Source organism: Arcticibacter eurypsychrophilus (assembly GCF_001730525.1).
Taxonomy (GTDB): domain Bacteria; phylum Bacteroidota; class Bacteroidia; order Sphingobacteriales; family Sphingobacteriaceae; genus Arcticibacter; species Arcticibacter eurypsychrophilus.
The window spans coordinates 83,902-103,309 of the sequence record NZ_MDFN01000006.1 but is presented as its reverse complement, the minus strand read 5'-3'; the positions used below and the strand labels follow the sequence as shown (position 1 = coordinate 103,309).

At 38.9% G+C, this 19,408-nt stretch carries 19 protein-coding genes; 7 read left to right on the top strand and 12 right to left on the bottom strand.

Going from position 1 to position 19,408, the window contains the following annotated elements; genetic code table 11:
- Nucleotides 1–53 precede the first annotated feature (53 nt).
- Entirely contained in the window at nt 54–590 is a 537-nt protein-coding gene (gene dcd / locus BFL47_RS05080) for a dCTP deaminase (RefSeq protein WP_069658720.1), read from the bottom strand.
- Nucleotides 591–722: 132 nt separating this feature from the next.
- Between dcd and BFL47_RS05075 the strand changes: the two genes are divergently transcribed.
- From BFL47_RS05075 to BFL47_RS05065, 3 genes are all read left to right on the top strand, one after another.
- The gene (locus tag BFL47_RS05075; RefSeq protein WP_069658719.1) at nt 723–1,367 is read left to right on the top strand and encodes a 4'-phosphopantetheinyl transferase family protein; all 645 of its coding nucleotides are present in this window, start codon (nt 723–725) and stop codon (nt 1,365–1,367) included.
- 124 nt (nt 1,368–1,491) lie between these two features.
- Complete coding sequence (gene lipB / locus BFL47_RS05070; protein WP_069658718.1) at nt 1,492–2,190, top strand: lipoyl(octanoyl) transferase LipB; 699 nt, start codon at nt 1,492–1,494, stop codon at nt 2,188–2,190.
- 72 nt (nt 2,191–2,262) lie between these two features.
- The gene (locus BFL47_RS05065; protein WP_069658717.1) at nt 2,263–3,435 is read left to right on the top strand and encodes an aldose epimerase family protein; all 1,173 of its coding nucleotides are present in this window, start codon (nt 2,263–2,265) and stop codon (nt 3,433–3,435) included.
- A gap of 70 nt (nt 3,436–3,505) precedes the next feature.
- Here BFL47_RS05065 and groL read toward each other — a convergent pair whose 3' ends face one another.
- From groL to miaB, 7 genes are all read right to left on the bottom strand, one after another.
- Nucleotides 3,506–5,143 (bottom strand): chaperonin GroEL, encoded by a 1,638-nt coding sequence (groL, locus tag BFL47_RS05060; protein WP_069658716.1) that lies wholly within the window; start codon nt 5,141–5,143, stop codon nt 3,506–3,508.
- A 34-nt stretch (nt 5,144–5,177) separates the two neighbouring features.
- Nucleotides 5,178–5,453: a co-chaperone GroES gene (locus BFL47_RS05055; RefSeq protein WP_069658715.1), complete on the bottom strand. Its 276-nt coding sequence runs from the start codon at nt 5,451–5,453 to the stop codon at nt 5,178–5,180.
- Between the two features lie 164 nt (nt 5,454–5,617).
- The gene (gene secG, locus BFL47_RS05050; RefSeq protein WP_069658714.1) at nt 5,618–5,965 is read right to left on the bottom strand and encodes a preprotein translocase subunit SecG; all 348 of its coding nucleotides are present in this window, start codon (nt 5,963–5,965) and stop codon (nt 5,618–5,620) included.
- Nucleotides 5,966–5,980: 15 nt separating this feature from the next.
- Nucleotides 5,981–7,126: a hypothetical protein gene (locus tag BFL47_RS05045; RefSeq protein ID WP_069658713.1), complete on the bottom strand. Its 1,146-nt coding sequence runs from the start codon at nt 7,124–7,126 to the stop codon at nt 5,981–5,983.
- 28 nt (nt 7,127–7,154) lie between these two features.
- Nucleotides 7,155–7,664, bottom strand: a complete 510-nt coding sequence (locus BFL47_RS05040; protein ID WP_069658712.1) for an LptE family protein — start codon at nt 7,662–7,664, stop codon at nt 7,155–7,157.
- Between the two features lie 8 nt (nt 7,665–7,672).
- Complete coding sequence (locus BFL47_RS05035; RefSeq protein WP_069658711.1) at nt 7,673–8,905, bottom strand: sigma-54 interaction domain-containing protein; 1,233 nt, start codon at nt 8,903–8,905, stop codon at nt 7,673–7,675.
- A 14-nt stretch (nt 8,906–8,919) separates the two neighbouring features.
- On the bottom strand, nt 8,920–10,338 hold the full coding sequence (miaB, locus tag BFL47_RS05030) for a tRNA (N6-isopentenyl adenosine(37)-C2)-methylthiotransferase MiaB (protein ID WP_069658710.1): 1,419 nt from the start codon (nt 10,336–10,338) through the stop codon (nt 8,920–8,922).
- A 136-nt stretch (nt 10,339–10,474) separates the two neighbouring features.
- Here miaB and BFL47_RS05025 point away from each other — a divergent pair, with 136 nt between their 5' ends.
- The gene (locus BFL47_RS05025) at nt 10,475–12,388 is read left to right on the top strand and encodes a hypothetical protein (protein ID WP_069658709.1); all 1,914 of its coding nucleotides are present in this window, start codon (nt 10,475–10,477) and stop codon (nt 12,386–12,388) included.
- 24 nt (nt 12,389–12,412) lie between these two features.
- Here the strand turns inward: BFL47_RS05025 and BFL47_RS05020 are convergent, their stop codons facing one another.
- The 3 genes from BFL47_RS05020 to BFL47_RS05010 form a co-directional block, all read right to left on the bottom strand.
- Nucleotides 12,413–13,477 (bottom strand): branched-chain amino acid aminotransferase, encoded by a 1,065-nt coding sequence (locus tag BFL47_RS05020; protein ID WP_069658752.1) that lies wholly within the window; start codon nt 13,475–13,477, stop codon nt 12,413–12,415.
- A 128-nt stretch (nt 13,478–13,605) separates the two neighbouring features.
- On the bottom strand, nt 13,606–14,898 hold the full coding sequence (locus tag BFL47_RS05015; protein ID WP_069658751.1) for an HAD-IB family phosphatase: 1,293 nt from the start codon (nt 14,896–14,898) through the stop codon (nt 13,606–13,608).
- A gap of 29 nt (nt 14,899–14,927) precedes the next feature.
- On the bottom strand, nt 14,928–15,902 hold the full coding sequence (locus tag BFL47_RS05010) for an NAD-dependent epimerase/dehydratase family protein (protein ID WP_069658708.1): 975 nt from the start codon (nt 15,900–15,902) through the stop codon (nt 14,928–14,930).
- Between the two features lie 61 nt (nt 15,903–15,963).
- Here BFL47_RS05010 and BFL47_RS05005 point away from each other — a divergent pair, with 61 nt between their 5' ends.
- The 3 genes from BFL47_RS05005 (at nt 15,964) to BFL47_RS04995 (ending at nt 18,750) form a co-directional block, all read left to right on the top strand.
- The gene (locus tag BFL47_RS05005) at nt 15,964–17,148 is read left to right on the top strand and encodes a formimidoylglutamase (RefSeq protein WP_069658707.1); all 1,185 of its coding nucleotides are present in this window, start codon (nt 15,964–15,966) and stop codon (nt 17,146–17,148) included.
- 112 nt (nt 17,149–17,260) lie between these two features.
- The gene (locus BFL47_RS05000; RefSeq protein ID WP_069658706.1) at nt 17,261–17,899 is read left to right on the top strand and encodes a type IV toxin-antitoxin system AbiEi family antitoxin domain-containing protein; all 639 of its coding nucleotides are present in this window, start codon (nt 17,261–17,263) and stop codon (nt 17,897–17,899) included.
- Nucleotides 17,896–18,750, top strand: coding sequence for a nucleotidyl transferase AbiEii/AbiGii toxin family protein (locus tag BFL47_RS04995; RefSeq protein ID WP_069658705.1), 855 nt, complete (start codon nt 17,896–17,898; stop codon nt 18,748–18,750). Before BFL47_RS05000 ends, BFL47_RS04995 begins: the two co-directional genes overlap by 4 nt.
- A gap of 263 nt (nt 18,751–19,013) precedes the next feature.
- Here the strand turns inward: BFL47_RS04995 and BFL47_RS04990 are convergent, their stop codons facing one another.
- Complete coding sequence (locus BFL47_RS04990) at nt 19,014–19,217, bottom strand: hypothetical protein (protein WP_211480932.1); 204 nt, start codon at nt 19,215–19,217, stop codon at nt 19,014–19,016.
- Between the last annotated feature and the right edge of the window lie 191 nt (nt 19,218–19,408).

The following is a 19,408-nucleotide window of genomic DNA, read 5'->3' as shown; positions in this document are numbered from 1 at the left end:
AAGGGAATACTAATTTACTAATAAAAAGCGCCTTATAAGTGAAACATTGAAAATTAAAATGTATTTTTCCACATCATACTCTCAACCGGACGGGTGGTTTTACGACTATATTTAGCGTCTCCTTTCGAGTTATACAGGGTCTCAATTTCTCCCTCCACTACAAAATAAATCAACTGGCCAATAGGCATCCCCGGGTATATTTTTACGGGTTGTGTAACCGATATTTCTAGAGTCCAGGTATTGCAAAAGCCAACGTCTCCCTTTCCTGCGGTAGCATGAATATCTATCCCAAGTCGCCCTGTACTCGATTTCCCTTCTAAAAAAGGAACATGCTGATGCGTCTCCGTATATTCTAATGTAACTCCAAGATATAATGTATCTGTTTGCAGAATAAAGCCATCTCTGGGAATTTCAAAATGAGTGATCTCATTATGCTCACGTGCATCAAGGACCCGATTATTGTAGGTAGCTAAATACTTGCCTAAATGAACATCATATGAATTTGTACCTAAACAATCTCTTTCAAAGGGCTCAATAATGATGGTTCCCTTTTCTATTTCTTCTAAAATTCGCTTATCGGATAGGATCATAATGCTGAATACTTTGGGCCGAAATTAGGTATAATTTAGAATTTACAGTAATTTTAATACTTGTCATATCATTATTGAGGCTGATTATCTTAATATTGTATTGTTTTCAACAAACGCAAATAGAATCAAATAATGGGGTTAGCTTATCAAAAGGAAATTGATGCCAAAACATGTTTTGCAGTATGGAAAATCGAAGAAACAGCAGAAGATTTATTCTCCAGACTACAGCTGAATGATACAGAGCGTACCTATTTGGAAGGTTTGAACAATGGAAAAAGAAATCTCCATTGGTTAAGCACAAGGGTATTATTACGCCAAATGCTGAATACAGACGAATATATTGACTGTCGGGTAGACGAACATGGAAAACCTTACCTGGCTAATTTGCCTCATCATATATCGTTCAGCCATTCTTTTGATTATGCCGCAGTTATGATTAGTAAGGATAAACCGGTAGGCATAGACATTGAACTCGTTAAAAGTAAAATTATACGAGTGGCAAATAAATTCATGTCCCCCACTGAACTTGAATTTATTGATCCAAACCACACCATCCCTCATTTATACATTTGCTGGTGCGCTAAGGAAGCTGTATATAAATTGAATGGGCAGGGAAACGTATCTTTCAAAGATCATATTCACATCAAACCTTTTCAATATGCGACTAAAGGTAGTTTTATAACGACCTTGGAGGTGGAAGAAGAAAAGCAATTAGAGGTCTGCTTTGAGGCATTTGATGACTATATGATCGGTTATGCCGCCGGATATAAGCTCTAGGCAAAACCAATTTAATAAATAAAAAAAATCAGCAGATAGGAGGTCATGCCCGTTCTCGTAAAAAAGAAGACAAGTACCCCCAAATGAATAGTCGCTTCATTTGATCAACAAATAAATTATTCTAATGAAAAATCAGAATGTAAACTTTCAGGACTGGGGGTTAATAGATTATCAGGAAGCATGGGATAGACAGGAAAATCTCTTTTCAGCTATTGTTGCTTCCAAACTAGCAAATCGCGATAATAATACTACATTTCCGACATCAAATTATCTTGTTTTTGTGGAACACCCACATGTCTATACCTTAGGAAAGAGCGGCAAACAAGAAAATCTACTTCTTGATGATCAGGGCCTTATTGACAAACAAGCCTCCTATTATAAGATCAACAGGGGAGGAGACATTACCTATCATGGCCCGGGACAACTTGTAGGGTACCCCATTCTTGACCTGGATAATTTCTTTACGGATATCCATCTTTATCTCCGGACGCTCGAAGAAGCCGTGATTTTAACCCTTGCTGAGTATAATATAAAAGGAGGCCGGTACCCTGGATATACAGGTGTTTGGATTGATCCTGACAATGAAAAAGCCAGAAAGATCTGTGCCATGGGTGTCAGGTGCAGCAGGTGGGTAACCATGCATGGATTTGCATTTAATGTTAATACGGATTTAAATTATTTCAAAAATATAGTTCCCTGTGGTATTGACGACAAAGATGTTACCTCTATTGCCCGCGAATTGGGACATGCCGTACCTGTCGAAGAAGTAAAGCATATCCTGAAAGAGAAAATAGCCGATGTATTCCATATGCACCTTATTTAAAATTAATATTCTTTCTGTTAGATGTTTAAAAGTTAAATTTGAGCCAAACTAAATTAAATCATATTATTAGAAATGAAGATCCAACTAAAAACCCCATGGCTCTATGCAGCCTGTTTATTGAGCCTAGGTGCCTGCACAAATTCAGGAACAAAACAAACAACAACAGGTAAGTCTGATAGCCTGGAGGTAGCAATCCCCGCAAAAGAATCATTCGAAAAAACTATGGATGGAAAAAAAACCGATCTTTTTATTTTAAAGAATAAGAACAATGTACAGGCCGCAATTACAAATTACGGTGGCCGTCTGGTTAGTTTAATAATGCCGGATAAAAACGGAAAGATGTTAGATGTCGTAAACGGCTTTGACAATGTAGACGATTACACCAAAGGAGGAGATACCTATTTTGGAGCAACGATTGGCCGCTATGGAAACCGTATCGCTAAGGGCAAGTTTACCTTAGATGCTAAGGAGTATACACTAGCAACTAATAATAGCCCTAATCATCTTCATGGTGGACCTGGTGGCTTCTCAAGAGTAATCTGGGATGCTAAGCCAATCGGCGAAAACCAACTGGAATTAAATTATGTATCTAAAGACGGCGAAGAAGGTTATCCAGGTAACCTAACTGTAAAAGTAACTTATACACTTACAGATGATAACGAAATCAAAATTGATTATCTAGCTACAACTGACAAAAAAACTGTATTAAATTTAACCAACCATTCGTTCTTTAATTTAAACGGTATAGGTAGCGGATCAATCAACGAGCACCTTTTACAAATCAATGCCGATTCATATACACCGGTTGATTCTACACTAATCCCTACGGGTAAGATAGAAAAGGTGGCAGGAACTCCTTTCGATTTCACAAAACCAACTGCTATCGGATCTAGAATAGATGACGATAATGTTCAGCTGAAGTACGGTAAAGGTTATGATCACAACTTTGTTCATGCCATGAAGAAATCAGCAGGCCTCGATGTAATTGCTACAGCAGTGGGTGATAAATCAGGTATTGTCATGGAAGTGCTTACCAATGAGCCAGGTGTACAATTCTATGGTGGTAATTTCCTTGATGGTTCGCATTCCCTTAAACAAGGCTTCAAGGATAATTTCAGAACCGCATTTTGTCTGGAAACACAACATTTCCCTGATTCTCCAAATCAAACTGCATTTCCTTCTACTGTATTGAGTCCTGGTGATACCTACAAGACCACAACAGTATATAAGTTTTCTGTTAAGTAATTAGTCATATAAAAATAAAGCCCTGTAGCAATTTGCTACAGGGCTTTATTTTTATATATGGAATTGTGGACTACATCATTCCGCCCATACCGCCACCCATAGGAGGCATACCACCGCCACCCTTTTCATCTTCTGGGTCATCAGCAAGTACAACTTCTGTAGTTAACAGCATCGCAGCAATAGAAGCAGCGTTCTCTAATGCAACACGACCTACCTTAGTAGGATCAATTACACCAGCACCAATTAAGTTTTCGTAAACGTCAGTACGTGCGTTATATCCGAAATCTGCAGTTCCTTCTTTTACTCTCTGAACTACGATAGAACCTTCGATACCTGCATTCTCGCAGATTTGACGAAGAGGCTCTTCAATAGCACGGCGAATTATCTGGATACCTGTATTTTCATCTTCATTAGCACCTTTAAGATTAGCTAAAGCTTCAACTGCACGAATGAATGCAACACCACCACCGGCAACGATACCTTCTTCAACAGCTGCACGAGTTGCATGCAATGCATCATCAACACGGTCTTTCTTTTCTTTCATTTCAATTTCAGAAGCAGCACCTACATAAAGAACAGCAACACCGCCAGATAATTTAGCCAGACGTTCCTGTAATTTTTCGCGATCGTAATCTGAAGTAGTGCTTTCAATCTGAGATTTAATCTGACTAACACGCGCTTTAATATCGTCACTGTTTCCAGCTCCGTTAATGATAGTCGTATTGTCTTTGTCGATCAAAATCTTTTCTGCCTGTCCTAAGTAAGTAAGGTCAGCATTTTCAAGCTTGTACCCTCTTTCTTCAGAAATAACGATACCTCCTGTTAAAACAGCGATATCTTCAAGCATTGCTTTACGACGATCTCCAAATCCTGGAGCCTTCACTGCAGCAACCTTTAAAGAACCACGAATCTTATTCACTACCAATGTAGCTAGAGCTTCGCCGTCTAAATCTTCAGCAATGATTAATAAAGGTTTGCCAGTCTGAACTTGTTTTTCAAGAACAGGAAGCAATTCTTTCATGCTGCTGATTTTCTTATCGTAGATCAGGATGTAAGGGTTTTCTAATTCCACTTCCATTTTGTCTGTATTAGTAACAAAATAGGGAGAAAGATAACCACGGTCAAATTGCATACCTTCAACTGTCTTCACTTCAGTTTCAGTACCCTTTGCTTCTTCAACAGTGATAACGCCGTCTTTTCCTACCTTAGCCATAGCTTCAGCAATTAAAGAGCCGATGATCTCATCATTATTTGCAGAGATAGACGCAACTTGTTTGATTTTGTTGTTGTCTTCACCAACAGTCTGTGATTGTTCCTTTAAGTTAGCAACAACAGCAGCAACCGCTTTGTCGATACCACGTTTAAGGTCCATTGGGTTAGCACCTGCAGCTACGTTTTTAATACCCGCACTAACAATAGCCTGAGCTAAAACAGTAGCAGTTGTAGTTCCGTCACCTGCAATGTCTGCAGTTTTAGAAGCCACTTCCTTAACCATTTGAGCACCCATATTTTCAAGAGGATCTTTTAAATCAATCTCTTTGGCTACAGTAACACCATCTTTAGTGATTACTGGTGAGCCGAATTTTTTATCAATAATTACGTTCCGTCCCTTAGGGCCTAATGTAACTTTTACTGCATTCGCTAACGTATCAACACCTCTTTTGAGGGCGTCGCGTGCTTCAACATTGTATTTAACCTGTTTTGCCATTTTTAATTGAAATTTTTAAAATTTAATTAGATGATTATATTATGGCGTAAATGTCTGATTCACGCATGATCAAATACTCTTTACCTTCATGGGTAATTTCTGTACCGGCGTATTTGCCATATAAAACTTCATCTCCAACTTTAACGGTCAAAGGTTCGTCTACTTTACCATCACCAACTGCAACTACAGTACCTCTCTGCGGTTTTTCTTTAGCTGTATCCGGAATATAAATACCAGATGCTGTTTTTTCTTCAGCAGGAGCAGCCTCAACTACTACTCTATCTGCGATTGGTTTAATATTTAGTGCCATTTTTATGAATATTAGTTTTGCTTACAAAGAGACAGTTTCTATGCCAAAGAACTAAACGGTGTCATGCTGTCAGTGATTGTCAGGGCTTCAAATAATAAGGAACAATTTCTTAGAAACAAAAAAGCCGCCTGGATTACAGGCGGCTTTATCTGCGAAAATATTTTTTATTTTGATGTGTCTGATTTTAAACCAGGAAGTGCTGCCGGCGCTAAAGGTGCAGTTACAGGAGCATTAGTTCCTTTATTAATCTGGTTTTGAATCTCCTGAGCCGCCTTGCTTTGATTTGCGCCCTTAGGGATAATCACATTCGTGAATAATACCAACACCATTAAGGTAATAGTAAGTATCCATGTTCCTTTTTCCAAAAAATCACCTGTTTTCTGAACACCCATAATGTTATTGGATCCCGAAAAACCTGATGTTAAGCCTCCGCCTTTTGGTTCCTGAATTAAAATAATCAATCCTAGAAGAAAGCAAATAATGATGGAAATAATAATAATAACGTAAAACATGATATTTGTGATTAGCTAAATTTTCTTTTCCAAATGCTGAATTTGGCTTGCAAAGTAAAGACTTTTATCCGGATATTTCAAACTTAATTTCTTGTAGGTCTCAATTGCTTTATCAAAAAGCATCTGATCAACGTAAATCTGCGCTAATGTCTCCGAAACAAGGTCAAGCTTGTCCTCCGAACTCTTTCTGGCTTTGTTTTCAGTATCCACCTTAGCCATCGAAGGTGGGTTAATCTGAGGCTCTTCTTTAATGAAGTTCTCAATAATCTTCGTTTCCTTTTTACGCAGCTCAAACTCTACAGTTGGAGGCAATGCTACAGCTTGAATGGTGTTCAGTTCAGGCTGAATATGGAAAATGTTTTCAATGATCTGCTGATTTAATTGTGGTGACTTTGCCGGTATCTGATTGGTCTTAACTGCCGGCTTGGGTGCATAAGGCTGAAAATCGCGTTCATATTCTTTCCTGGTCTTATGTAGCCACCATAAAAAAGTATTGGGCATCGTATCGTCGTCATATCGCGATACTTCTTCTGTTTCCTTTTTTTCTTCTGGTTGCAGTGGGTCCAGTCGGGATTGATTAAACCTGAAATAATCGGATGAAGCTACACTTTGAAGAGCTAGCGTATCATCACTCTTCGTTTTGGTTGTTTCTGTTTCTACTGTAAGTGTTTCTGAATCAGGAACAACTGTTTCAATCGATTCCGTTAATTCCAGATCCGTTAAGACTGCTGGTTCTTCCTGGCCGAGCTGTTCTTCTTCCACTGCCAGGGACTCTGATTCCGGAGTGACTGTCTCAATCAGCGATTCTTCGGGCTCAGGTAAAGCAGGTTCGACTTCTTCTGAAACCATTACTTCAGTAACTATGGTTTCTTCAATACCCTCCGAAAGATCAATGTCAGTCTGGAAATATTGAGGCTCATTGATAAAACGATGTAAGATATCCCGCTTGGGCGCATATACAGAAGCCCTTTTCAAATAACTGTCATACGTATCCTTACTCTCCGTCCGCAAGGCAGAAGCATTAGCAAAATGCAGCGGCTGACAGTACGGAAACTTTAAAACAAGGTATTTCAATGCCGCTTTATCCGCATCTGTCCAATTATCGGAGGGAGATAGAAATTTAATAAATTCCCTGTTGCCTGATGCCTGAAGTTTTCTCACATTAATATTTTAAAAATTTATACCCTTCTTACCAGTTCGCAAAAGCCCTGTTGAAAATATCCTCTGTCAACATTGCATTAATTAATAAGATCTGCGCTTGTTCCTGTGACTGCACATTACTTCCTTTTACTTCGGTAAAGCGCGTAAAGGATTGTTCAAAGCTGAGCTCTGTATCAAGTGCATTCGTAAATTTAACACTTATCGTGATGGATATCCGGGTGGCCTCCGCGATCTCACTACCGGTCACGGCAACCGGTTTTATACTATAATCCGTAATCCTGCCTTCAAAGTTGCCGTCTGCGTTGTCGCGTTCTATACTTAAGCTCGATTGATTACGTATCCGTGCTTTTAAAGCTTCTGTAAACTGCTGACTCAGGTTTGGAATAACCAGAGGCGCATTGTTTTCAAAAAACTGCACCGATACTGTTTTCATGGCCGCAGGTATAGATGCCCCGGTAAAGCTGTAAATTCCGCAAGATTGGGTCAGCAATACGAAAGGAATAAGAATCCAGAAAACTTTTTTTGAAATGACGTTCATTGCGTTACTTAACTCAGGTTTAACTCTTTTATTTTGCGGTAAAGGGTCCTTTCAGAAATCCCTAGCTCATGCGCTGCAAGTTTACGTTTTCCTTTGTGTTTCTTCAAGGCTTTTTTAATCAGATCAGATTCTTTGTCGATCAGTGAAAGGGATTCTTCCACCTCTTCCGAATGAGGGACATAGTTGTACTCTGATTTTTTATCGTTTTCTATATTATGCAGCATAAGCGGGACAGCAGGCGCCATGGTTGGAAACTCTGTATCCTGATATAACTGCTTAACAATCTGATGGTTTTCTGCCATAGAACCTGAGTTGCCACCATTCTGAATAATTTCAGCTACCAGTTTCTTCAACTCCACCATATCCCGCTTCATATCAAAGAGCACTTTGTATAAAATATCCCTTTCGGAAAAATCATCCTTTGTGTCTCTTTTGATGCGCATAGGTAAATTATTTCCCGATTCCTGAGGAATATACTGCAAGATACTCTGTCCGTTCAGATTGCGATCCTTCTCGAGGACAGCAATTTGTTCAGCCACATTCTTAAGCTGGCGTACATTTCCAGGCCAGCTGTAGTTGGTCAGAATATGCTGAGCATCTCCGTCAAGTTGTACAGAGGGACTTCTATACTTATGCGTAAAGTCAGCAATGAATTTACGAAATAACAAATAAATATCTTCCTTACGTTCTCTTAGAGGAGGTATTTTCAAAGGAACAGTGCTTAATCTGTAATAAAGATCTTCCCTGAACTTTCCGTTTCTAACGGCATCGTAAACATCCATATTCGTAGCCGCGACCACACGGACGTCTGTTTTTTGCACTTTAGATGATCCCACGCGCAAATATTCGCCCGATTCCAGAATTCGTAGTAGTCTGGCCTGTGTTCCTAAAGGAAGTTCAGCAACCTCATCAAGGAAAATGGTGCCGCCGTTTACTACTTCAAAATAACCCTTACGCGCTTCATGCGCTCCGGTAAAAGATCCTTTTTCATGGCCGAAGAGTTCCGAATCAATCGTCCCTTCCGGTATCGCCCCACAATTTACGGCAATAAAGGGACCGTGTTTACGCGCACTCATTTGATGAATAATATGCGAGAAAACCTCCTTTCCACTTCCACTTTCACCAGTAATCAACACAGAAATATCTGTAGGGGCTACCTGTGAGGCAATGTCAATAGCCCGGTTGAGCAGCGGGGAACTCCCTATAATACCATACCGGTTTTTTATGTCCTGAGTATCCATTTAGTCTAAAGTAATTAAATAATTCTGCCGATTAAAGTAGCCGGAGTACATCGTTCAATCAACACATCCACATATTCACCGGGTTGATAACGCGCATCAACAGGGAATACAACGGTGGCGTTTTTGTCATTTCTTCCAGAGTAATCGAGCTTCGATTTTTTAGAGAAGTTCTCTATCAAAATGCGTTGGGTTTGTCCAAGTTGTTCCAGTAAACGCTCATGCGAGTGTTTTTGCTGCAAACTAATCACCTCATTAAACCTACGCTTTTTAACCTCTTCCGTTATATCATCTGTAAACCGTTTTGCCGCTAAAGTTCCGGGACGCTCAGAGTACATAAACATATAGGCAAAATCATATTTTACATACTCCATCATACTCAGTGTTTCCGCATGTTCTTCTTCCGTTTCCGTACAGAATCCAATGATGACGTCTGTTGATATGGCGCAATCCGGCATAATCCTCCGAATACTTTGTACCCGTTCCATGTACCATTCCCGATCATACGTACGGTTCATAATATCAAGTACCCTTGAACTGCCCGATTGAACAGGCAGATGGATGTACTTGCAAATATTATCATACTTCGCCATGGTGTATAAAACCTCATCCGTTATATCCTTTGGATGAGAAGTAGAAAAGCGAACCCTTAAATCCGGTCCTATATTAGCTACCAGCTCCAAAAGACTGGCAAAATTTACTCGTTCCAGTTTATCTTCTGATTCCCATTTATACGAATCCACATTCTGGCCCAGTAACGTAACCTCTTTATAGCCATGAGCATATAAATCTATCGCTTCATTTACAATAGAATGTGCATCACGACTCCGCTCCCTGCCTCTGGTAAAGGGAACCACACAGAAGGAACACATATTGTCGCAGCCTCTCATGATCGAGATGAAGGCTGTAATTCCATTGGAATTTAAGCGCACCGGACTAATATCCGCATACGTTTCTTCCCTGGAAAGCAACACATTTACTGCTCTGTTGCCATCATCAACCTGATCGATCAGACCCGGCAGATCACGATAGGCATCAGGACCAATCACCAAATCAACCAGTTTCTCCTCTTCCAGGAATTTAGATTTTAGTCGTTCAGCCATACAGCCTAAAACCCCTACCATCATTCCCGGCTTTTTGTTTTTTACAGCACCGAACTCTTTCAGCCTGTTTCTTACTCTTACCTCTGCATTCTCCCTAATGGAGCATGTATTTATGAAAATTACATCTGCTTCTTTATAGTCAGAGGTTGTTTCAAATCCCATATTAGTCATAATGGAAGCAACGATCTCACTATCTGAAAAATTCATTGCACAACCGTAACTTTCAATATACAGTTTCCTGCCATTGTTTTTCTCCGTGTTAGCCTCCAGAATCAGCGCTTCACCTTGTCTAGACTCATCATGATCTTTAACGCTTGTCTCCAGATTATACATATTTTATTAAATAAGACTGCAAATGTAGTAACTATTTATTCTAATTATGACATTGTGACAGGCCTTAATTGATAGTTTCGAATAATTTTAGCGGCAAATGAAACAAGCTGACATACCTATGGTTTATCTATAACTTATGGCCTCTTTTATTAGATTCTTTCTTAATTTTTGGAAGTGGATACTGATCATCATTTTGGTGCTATTCCTCATTTTAGGAGGCATTGCCTGGTATTTAAGCAACAAATGGAAGCCTCTTTTAGATGCCCAGATTAAACAACTTGTCCTTGATTCATCCGACAGTCTGTACAGGGTGGAATACTCCGGATTGAAAATCAATCTTTTAACCGGAAACGCTTCTTTGAAAAACTTAAAGTTAATCCCAGACACTGCCAGGTATAAAGAACTGGAACGTCTAAAGAGAGCACCCGATAATCTATATAACCTTCAAGTGGAGAGTTTTGATTTGGTCAGGTTTCATCCCAGCAGGTTATATGATAGCAAAAAGCTGAATATCAATAGCATTATTATTGATCAGCCTAAGATGATTATCACCAATAAGAGACAGCCTTATAATAAAGTGGCGGATACAGTCAAGAAGAAGACCCTTTATCAAATGATCTCAAAAGCACTTAAAGAAGTGCGCGTTGACGAAATACAATTAAAGGAAATTGATTTTACATTTATCAATAACAGTAATAAAAAAAGTAAAACAACAGCTATAAAGAACCTTAATCTGAATGTGAACGATCTGTTGATCGATTCCCTATCCGAAAATGATAAAAATAGATTCTACCACACTAAAAACGTGGATATCGAATTGAAAGATTACAAAATAGCAACACCTGATAGTTTATACTTTTTAAAGTTTAAGACCTTAAAGTTTTCAACTTTGCAAAGAAAGTTGGTCTTAAATGGTGCACAAATGCAGCCCAGATATACGATACCTGTTTTCTATAGAAGAGTAGGTAAGTCTAAAGACAGGTTCGATATTAGCTTTAATCAAATCGTCGTGACTAATATAGATCTGGATCAACTCAATAGGGAACAGCGGTTTTATGCAGGAAGACTGATTCTTGCTGATGGAAAGGTTTCCATCTATAATACGAATGCTTTTCCGAAACGGCCATCTAACAAGACTGGTAAGTTCCCACATCAGCAGTTGCAAAAACTGGCGCTTGACTTAAAGATCGACACCCTGCAATTAAGGCGGATTAATATATCATATAATGAATACAACCGGGTTACCAGAAGAACAGGAGTCGTTAACTTTGCAAATACACGCGGTAGCATCTACAATGTAACCAACGATGCAAAAGCACTGGCCAAAAATAAATTTATGAGGGCCAGGCTTTCCACCTTGTTCATGAGTAAAGCGAATCTATATGTCACTTTTGATTTTAACCTAACCGACAAAGCAGGAGCATTTAGTTCAACCGGAACTCTAGGGGCAATGAACGGCACAAGCCTGAATCGAATTACAGATCCACTAGCTATGGTTCATATCAGATCGCTAAACATTCGTAAAATGCAGTTTAATATGACGGCAAATCAAAATGCGGCCCGAGGCAGTGTAAGGTTCTACTACACTAATCTGAATATTGAACTTATGAAAAAAGATGCCGAAACAGGTGAGGTTAAAAAACAAGGTCTCGTGTCGGGCATAGCCAATAGATTTGTCCTGAATGAATCTAATCCAGTTAAGAAAGACAATAAGTTTACTGTCGGAAGTATATACTTTAAAAGACCCGCAAGTTTTGCTTTTTTTAAATTCTATGTAAAAAGTTTATTGGAAGGAGTGAAAGGCAGTGTAGGAATCAGTAAAGAAAGAGAGCAGAATATTAAAAAGATCAGTAGAAGGGTATCCGGAATTATCAATGATGTTAAATTCAGTATTGAGGCACTCAAGGAAAGACGTAAAGAAAATAAAATAGAACGCCAGGAGAAGCGCAAATTAAAAAGGGCTGAGAAAGAATTAGAAAAAGCAAAAGATCAGGAGAAAAAAGAGCCAGATGTAGCCCCAAAAGATAGTTTGCAGTCAGGCACTCAATAATGCCTGTCCGCAAACCAAATTCATTTATACTGTATAGTTCCAATCAAACTCATCAGCCTTATGGCCATATCTGATCTCATTAAGTGTCTTTAATGCTTTATTAGAAAAATCAGCAGGACTCTGTTCCGGCAAGGTATATTTTTCTCCGTTTAGTGAAATGGATGCAATAGGCGTAATCGTAGCAGCAGTACCCACACCAAACGCTTCAGTCATTTTACCTTCTTTCAAAGTTTCAATCACTTCCTTTACGGATACGCGGCGTTCTTCAACCGGCATACCCCAATGACGGGCCAGTGTCAGGATCGTATCTCTGGTGATTCCTTCCAGTATGGTATCTCTGGTTGAAGGCGTAACCACTACACCATCTATCACAAAAATAACATTAGCTGCACCCAATTCTTCAATGTACGCATGATCCTTTCCATCGGTCCAGATCAACTGATCGTAACCTTCTTTCAATGCTTCCTGTGCAGGCAACAAAGATCCTGCATAATTACCCGCAGCTTTTGCAAATCCGAAACCGCCTTCACTTGAACGTGAATATTTAGTTTCTATTTTAACATTCAAAGGCTTAGAAAAGTAAGACCCTACAGGACCTGTCAGCACAATAAATTTATATGTTTTAGATGGAGAAACACCCAGATAAGGATCTGTAGAAAACATAAAAGGACGTATGTATAACGAGTCCCCGGGAGTTTCAGGAATCCATGCCTTATCCAGATCAACTAATGCAGCAATACTTTGAACAAAAATATCTCTTGGCAATTCCGGTGAACAAAGTCGTGCAGCCGATTTGTTAAAACGATCTGCGTTTTTATAAGGGCGGAATAAAGCGACAGTTCCATCATCATATTTATAAGCCTTCAGGCCTTCAAAGAAAGCTTGGCCATAATGTAGAACAGACATGGCAGGACTGAAAGACATTTCACCATAAGGAACGATTTGAAAATTCTTCCATTCACCACCCTCATAGTCGGCAACAAACATGTGATCAGAAAATGTTTTTCCAAAAGACAGGTTTGAGAAATCTACTTCATCTATTCTGGAAGTAGCTGTTTTGGTAATTTTTATATCTAGCGTATCAATCACGACAAGTATTAATTTAATGTTACTATATACAAACTTACTGGTTTTTAAATAGTATTCATAGTTAAAATAAGGCAAAAAAGGGTCTTTTTGACCCTAATATAGGTAATTTCCTATAAAATCAGCATATTTTAGTACAGGATCCTGAACTTGATGGTATGTTCAATTTCCTTTAATTCCGTCAGCACATGTTTATCATACCGAATGCTTACGTCCGTAATCGCATAGCCAATCTGTGCATTGGTCATCAAAAACTGACTCGAGATATTGATATTATGATTGGCGTATACCTGGTTAATCTGAGCCATAATTCCAGGTAAATTCTTATGAATATGAATTAACCGGTGTGCGTTGCCCACTTTAGGAAGTTGCAGACTAGGGAAATTAGAGCTTAAATAAGTATCCCCTTTATTAATAAAATCAGACATTCTTTTAGGAATAAACTTCGCATTCCTTGGATTCATTTTATGATCATCAAAAATAACGATGCCCATTTCTGTAGCAATGTCATGCGACAATTTATGCCTGCTGTTACCCAGATAACCAATAGTTTTCAACTTTACAGCCTCCAATAAATTCGCATCACTTACTTTCTCCCCATCGGCAAGCAGCAACATGCCTACATCCCCGATATATTTTTCTTCAAAAGTTTCTTTATGACGAATAGAAAATCCATCCTTCTTCAACGCCAGAATAGCTTCTTCAGGAACCGCGCCTACAATAAGACACAAGATCCGGTTTTTAGGGTAAGATATCGCCTGGGGAAGTTTGTTCACATATAAAAACTCATCAAAGCTAGGCGTAATATGATCTGCTTTTTCAAGGATACTCTGCCTGGAGATGTTCTCCGTAAAAGCATAAAACTTTTGAATCAAACCTGATTCTTTAAGCTGCAGGTCTGAATGTCCATCCCCGATCCCGAAAATATTACCTTCCAATTGTAATTGCTTCAGGAGAATCACTTTGCCACCTTCCTGTGAGAGTGGATTATCCTGATCATATCCCGTGATGTTGCCCTTTTCGTCATAAGTGAACGTATTAGCATAAATATTCTCTTTCTTGATATGAAAAGGGAGTACAACAGGGGTGATAAATTCTTTAAAGCCTCCGGAAACAATTAGTATTTCATCAGCATGTTTTCTAAAGAATGCCCGGTTACGGGAGAAAGAAGCCGACACTTTTTTCTTTAAAACACTAACCAGCTTCTTCAAGTGCTCTTCATTTGCATGGAGCAACTGAACACGGGCAGTCAGACTTTCTCTAAATGATAATCGTCCTTCCATCGCAGCATTAGTCAAATCTGCTATCTTTTTATAGATTTCTTCCCGGTCGGGGTGATGACTTAAAGAGATCCGGACCAGTTCATCTAATGCCTCTACCTGAGTAAAGGTGCTGTCAAAGTCAATAATGTAAAAAGTTTTCATCTGTATATGATCAAGCATGGAGAGCTGAGTCAAGGGGTACTGATATGATCAGTAATCTCATCAATGGACACAGCAATGGGTTTTAAATATAAATCAGGAAAGAACTGATGGAGTTTGTTAGCCGAATACAAAGCGTTCTGAAAAGCACTCTTAACAGTATCCCTTGTTAAATCCTGTTTCTTCCCTGTAAAGAGTGCCGCTAATGTAGCAAGCCATAAACCGGCAGAGAGTTGAAATTTACTAATTTCTTTTTTAGGAACAGGTATATTTAAACGTCTAGCGGTTTCCGCAAATAAGTTCTTATAGCTCCAGTTCGCTGAATTAATAATAAATCGTTCCGAAGTAACGGTGCTTTCCATGAGGGTAATCATCACTTTAGCCACATCTTCCACATCAACCAAACCGAGCGTTCCCGGCGTATAATAGCTAATTCCTTTGCTGACTAAGTCGAATAACTTGCCACTCCCTTCTTTTTCTGCGTTTTTACCAATAATCACGGATGGATTAACAATAACGGCGTTTAGTCCTTCTGCAATTCCCCTCCACACTTCCATTTCGCCTTCATATTTTGAAATAGAATAACCGTGCTGCGTACCGTTGAACTCCCATATATCTTTTTCAGTAACCGCGCTATTAGTTTTCGAATCGCCTAATGCCGCTACCGAACTGACATGAACCAGCTTAGTAACCTGATGCAATAAACACAAGTCAACAATATATGCTGTTCCTTCCATGTTTACCCGCAGCATATTTTTTTTATCACGACTGTGAAAAGAAATAAGGCCACAACAATGGTACACATGAGTGATCCCTTCAAAAGCCTTTTCTAAAGCAAAGTAATCCAGAATGTCGGCGTTGAACCATTCAATATCAGGAAGATTTTGTAGGATAGGAGGGATGGAAGAATGACTGCGCTTCAATGCTCTTACACGAAGACCTTGCCCATGCAACTGTTTAATTAATTCTGAACCTAGAAAACCTGTTGCGCCAGTAACTAATATCATCCTGCAAAAAATTAAATTTGCTCTCAAAAGTAACTGAATTAAATGGATATTTGGAGCGAATATGTCTTTAGTTGATTTTTTCGTTCCTGTAGACGACCGTAAATTCGGAACCGAAGCAGGATTTTTTACTAGTCAGATTGGTGGACAGGTACATGTTTTCACCAAAAACTTTCCTGATATTGAGGAAGGCCAGGTAGATATCGCCTTTTTTGGGGTAATGGACGACCGCCATTCAATTAACAATCAAGGCTGTGCTATTGGGCCTGATTATGTTCGCCAAAAGCTATACGAACTATATGCCGGTAGTTTTAAAACCCGCATTGTTGACCTTGGGAATATCAAGGCCGGGCATACTGTGACTGATACCTACGTCGCTGTAAAAACTGTTGTCACTAGTCTGATTAAAAAAAATGTAGTGCCGGTTATCATTGGTGGAGGACAAGACATCACCTATGCACAATATATGGCCTATGAAGAGTTAGAGCAAAAAGTCGACCTCGTTGTGATCGATAATAAATTTGATCTCGATGAACTCAGTGACGATCCATCTTTAGAAGCAAATTCAAATTCTTACCTTAACAAGATCTTTTTACATCAGCCCAACTACCTGTTTAATTACAGCAATATAGGCTATCAGACCTATTTTGTCAATCAGGATAGTCTCCGTGTCATGGAAAAACTGCTTTTTGACGTAAACAGATTGGGTGATTTTCGCAATAAGATGTCAGTTGCAGAACCCATTATCCGTAATGCAAGTCTCCTGAGTTTTGATATTTCAGCCATACGCGCATCCGATGCACACGCCAATGGTAACGCCAGTCCAAACGGATTTTACGGTGAAGAAGCCTGTCAGTTATGCCGCTATGCCGGAATGAGTGACAAGCTGAGCTCCATTGGTTTTTACGAATTCAATCCCGCTTATGATACCCATGGTCAAAGCGCCATGCTCCTTGCTCAAATGATCTGGTATTTTATTGAAGGTTTTTACCAGCGCAAACGCGATTTCCCATTACAACCGAAATCGCAATACCTCATCTATCGCTCCACTTTAAAAGATAATTCACATGAGCTCGTCTTTGTGAAAAGTAAAAAGTCAGACCGCTGGTGGATGCAGGTCCCTTATCCTAACGGACACGCAGGGAATGAACGCTATCATTTAGTGCCTTGCCAATATGAAGATTACCAGGAGGCTGTGTCAGGACAAATGCCAGACCTTTGGTGGAGAACGTACCAGAAGTTGATATAGGAATATGGGTGCTAATAGGTAAATACAATAAATAGTGAAGCCTATTAATGTTAAATAATAAATAGATAATCGGTTTAATTTCGATTATCTATTTAAATAATTACATTTGATTATGGATATTAATCAAATGGTTAGGCAATATTCTTCACAACCAATACCCCATCAATTATTGATGTCCTTTCTCAAAGACTATAAACGTCCGAATGATAAAATCCGAGCATTAAAATCTGAAGGCGTTATAGAGTCAATAAAAAAGGGATTGTATGTTGCAGGGTCAAAAGTTAGTTCTTCAAAGCCTGAAAATGGACTTCTTGCAAATCATATATATGGGCCGAGCTACGTTTCAATGGACACAGCTTTGGCGTATTACGGGTTAATTCCCGAACGTGTTTATGAAACGACATCGATGACCACAAAATCTTCGAAAGAATTTAAGACACCTATAGGCATCTTTACCTATACCCATCTTCCATTACCTTATTACGCGTTTGGATTAAAAAGAATAGAACTTTCTAGTGATCAGTATGCCATTTTCGCTTCACCTGAAAAGGCATTGTGTGATAAAATAGTAAGCACATCAGGGATATTATTACGAAGTGTAGCCCAGGCTTCAGCATATTTATTAGAAAACCTGCGGATGGATGAATCATCTCTGAAAGATATGAATATCGAAATGATCAATACTTGGCTAGTGGATGCTCCTAAAAAGGAAAGCCTGATTATGGTTGTAAAAATGATTAAAAACTTATGATTAAAGAATGGCTGGATGAATATAAACCTACCAACCAGCAAGATGCTAAGGATGGGTTAAGAGAGATTATGCAGGCAATTGCGCTAGCCGGGTTATCTCGTACAAGCTTTTTTGAAAAGGCTTCTTTTTATGGCGGGACAGCATTACGGATGTTTTATGGCCTTGATCGCATGTCTGAAGACCTTGACTTTACCTTGGTATCCACAGATTCAGATTTTTCATTAAATCAATATCAGGATTCGATCATTAATGAATTTAACTCATTGGGCATGCAGGTGAGTATAAGGGAGAAGCACAAAACAAATAAAACCAACCTAGATTCGGCATTCCTTAAATCTGAAACCATTTGGAAAGAATTAATATTGGAAAATATCATTCTACAAGGTGGCTTTAACCAGGTTGCCAACATCACTATAAAGATTGAAGTAGACCGAGAGCCTCCACTAGGGTTTGATACAGAGGAAATGCTGTTATTAAAACCTTTTTCATTTTATGTTAAATGCCTCACGCTACCCAATCTTTTCGCTGGTAAAATGCACGCGTTGTTGTTTAGAAAGTGGGGAACGAATGTTAAAGGCCGCGACTGGTATGACATGGAATGGTATATCCGAAAAGGTATTTCGCTAAACCTAAAGCATTTTGTAATTAGAGCAAAAGATAGCGGTGACTGGGATAAAAATGATATTTCAGAAGCGGAATTTAGGCAACTACTTAAAGAAAAAATTGACAGTGTAAAATTTGAATATGTGATAAACGATATAAGACGTTTTATCAAAGATCAGGAGGTCCTGGATATTTGGTCTCCACAATATTTTCATGACCTGGTAGGTAAACTTAAAGTATATGTATAAGCCCAGTAAATCAATACAAGCTGAAGTGGCAACCTTGCAACGGTTACCCAAAGATTAGGATTGTGTTGAGCTTTATAATCAAGCATCATTTGCAAGTTAGCCGGAAATACAGCTATAAGCAAAAGGATGATACACCATGCTGCATAAGGTCTTGACTTTACCGGAATCAGTAATAGTGCAAACAAAATCTCGAAGATCCCGCTGATGAGCCGGCATAATATCCATATAACCTTGCGGATGGACTATGAAACCCTGTTCAAAAATCATAGCTTTCTCTGGTGTACAACTTTCTCAATTTTCTCGGGAAATTTGCCATCTGCCCATGTGAAATAATTCCTGCGTAAACGGCTCACTTCAGAAAGTCTTTCAGCAGCACTTTTACTCAACCAAAATAAAACATCAAGGCTATCTTCGTCCTCCATTTTTACCTGGTTAACAACCATTGCCATCTTTCTTTCGTGTTTCATTTCCATATTTAAAGATGTAAAATTGAATACATAACAAAAATAGTTAAAAACGCAGCATATTTTCATGATCGAAAATTCCAGTATTGCAAATACTAGTAGCACTTAGCAGTAGCAAAAATTAGTCCTACTTACATTCTTAACTGTTCTCATATATTAACATTACCAAAGTGTAATGATTAGTACCAATATTA

Excerpts from the sequence above, each read along its gene's own strand:
- dcd (WP_069658720.1), bottom strand. The coding sequence starts at position 590 with ATGATCCTATCCGATAAGCGAATTTTAGAAGAAATAGAAAAGGGAACC.
- BFL47_RS05075 (WP_069658719.1), top strand. The coding sequence starts at position 723 with ATGGGGTTAGCTTATCAAAAGGAAATTGATGCCAAAACATGTTTTGCA.
- lipB (WP_069658718.1), top strand. The coding sequence starts at position 1,492 with ATGAAAAATCAGAATGTAAACTTTCAGGACTGGGGGTTAATAGATTAT.
- BFL47_RS05065 (WP_069658717.1), top strand. The coding sequence starts at position 2,263 with ATGAAGATCCAACTAAAAACCCCATGGCTCTATGCAGCCTGTTTATTG.
- groL (WP_069658716.1), bottom strand. The coding sequence starts at position 5,143 with ATGGCAAAACAGGTTAAATACAATGTTGAAGCACGCGACGCCCTCAAA.
- BFL47_RS05055 (WP_069658715.1), bottom strand. The coding sequence starts at position 5,453 with ATGGCACTAAATATTAAACCAATCGCAGATAGAGTAGTAGTTGAGGCT.
- secG (WP_069658714.1), bottom strand. The coding sequence starts at position 5,965 with ATGTTTTACGTTATTATTATTATTTCCATCATTATTTGCTTTCTTCTA.
- BFL47_RS05040 (WP_069658712.1), bottom strand. The coding sequence starts at position 7,664 with ATGAACGTCATTTCAAAAAAAGTTTTCTGGATTCTTATTCCTTTCGTA.
- BFL47_RS05035 (WP_069658711.1), bottom strand. The coding sequence starts at position 8,905 with ATGGATACTCAGGACATAAAAAACCGGTATGGTATTATAGGGAGTTCC.
- miaB (WP_069658710.1), bottom strand. The coding sequence starts at position 10,338 with ATGTATAATCTGGAGACAAGCGTTAAAGATCATGATGAGTCTAGACAA.
- BFL47_RS05025 (WP_069658709.1), top strand. The coding sequence starts at position 10,475 with ATGGCCTCTTTTATTAGATTCTTTCTTAATTTTTGGAAGTGGATACTG.
- BFL47_RS05015 (WP_069658751.1), bottom strand. The coding sequence starts at position 14,898 with ATGAAAACTTTTTACATTATTGACTTTGACAGCACCTTTACTCAGGTA.
- BFL47_RS05010 (WP_069658708.1), bottom strand. The coding sequence starts at position 15,902 with ATGATATTAGTTACTGGCGCAACAGGTTTTCTAGGTTCAGAATTAATT.
- BFL47_RS05005 (WP_069658707.1), top strand. The coding sequence starts at position 15,964 with ATGTCTTTAGTTGATTTTTTCGTTCCTGTAGACGACCGTAAATTCGGA.
- BFL47_RS05000 (WP_069658706.1), top strand. The coding sequence starts at position 17,261 with ATGGATATTAATCAAATGGTTAGGCAATATTCTTCACAACCAATACCC.
- BFL47_RS04995 (WP_069658705.1), top strand. The coding sequence starts at position 17,896 with ATGATTAAAGAATGGCTGGATGAATATAAACCTACCAACCAGCAAGAT.
- BFL47_RS04990 (WP_211480932.1), bottom strand. The coding sequence starts at position 19,217 with ATGAAACACGAAAGAAAGATGGCAATGGTTGTTAACCAGGTAAAAATG.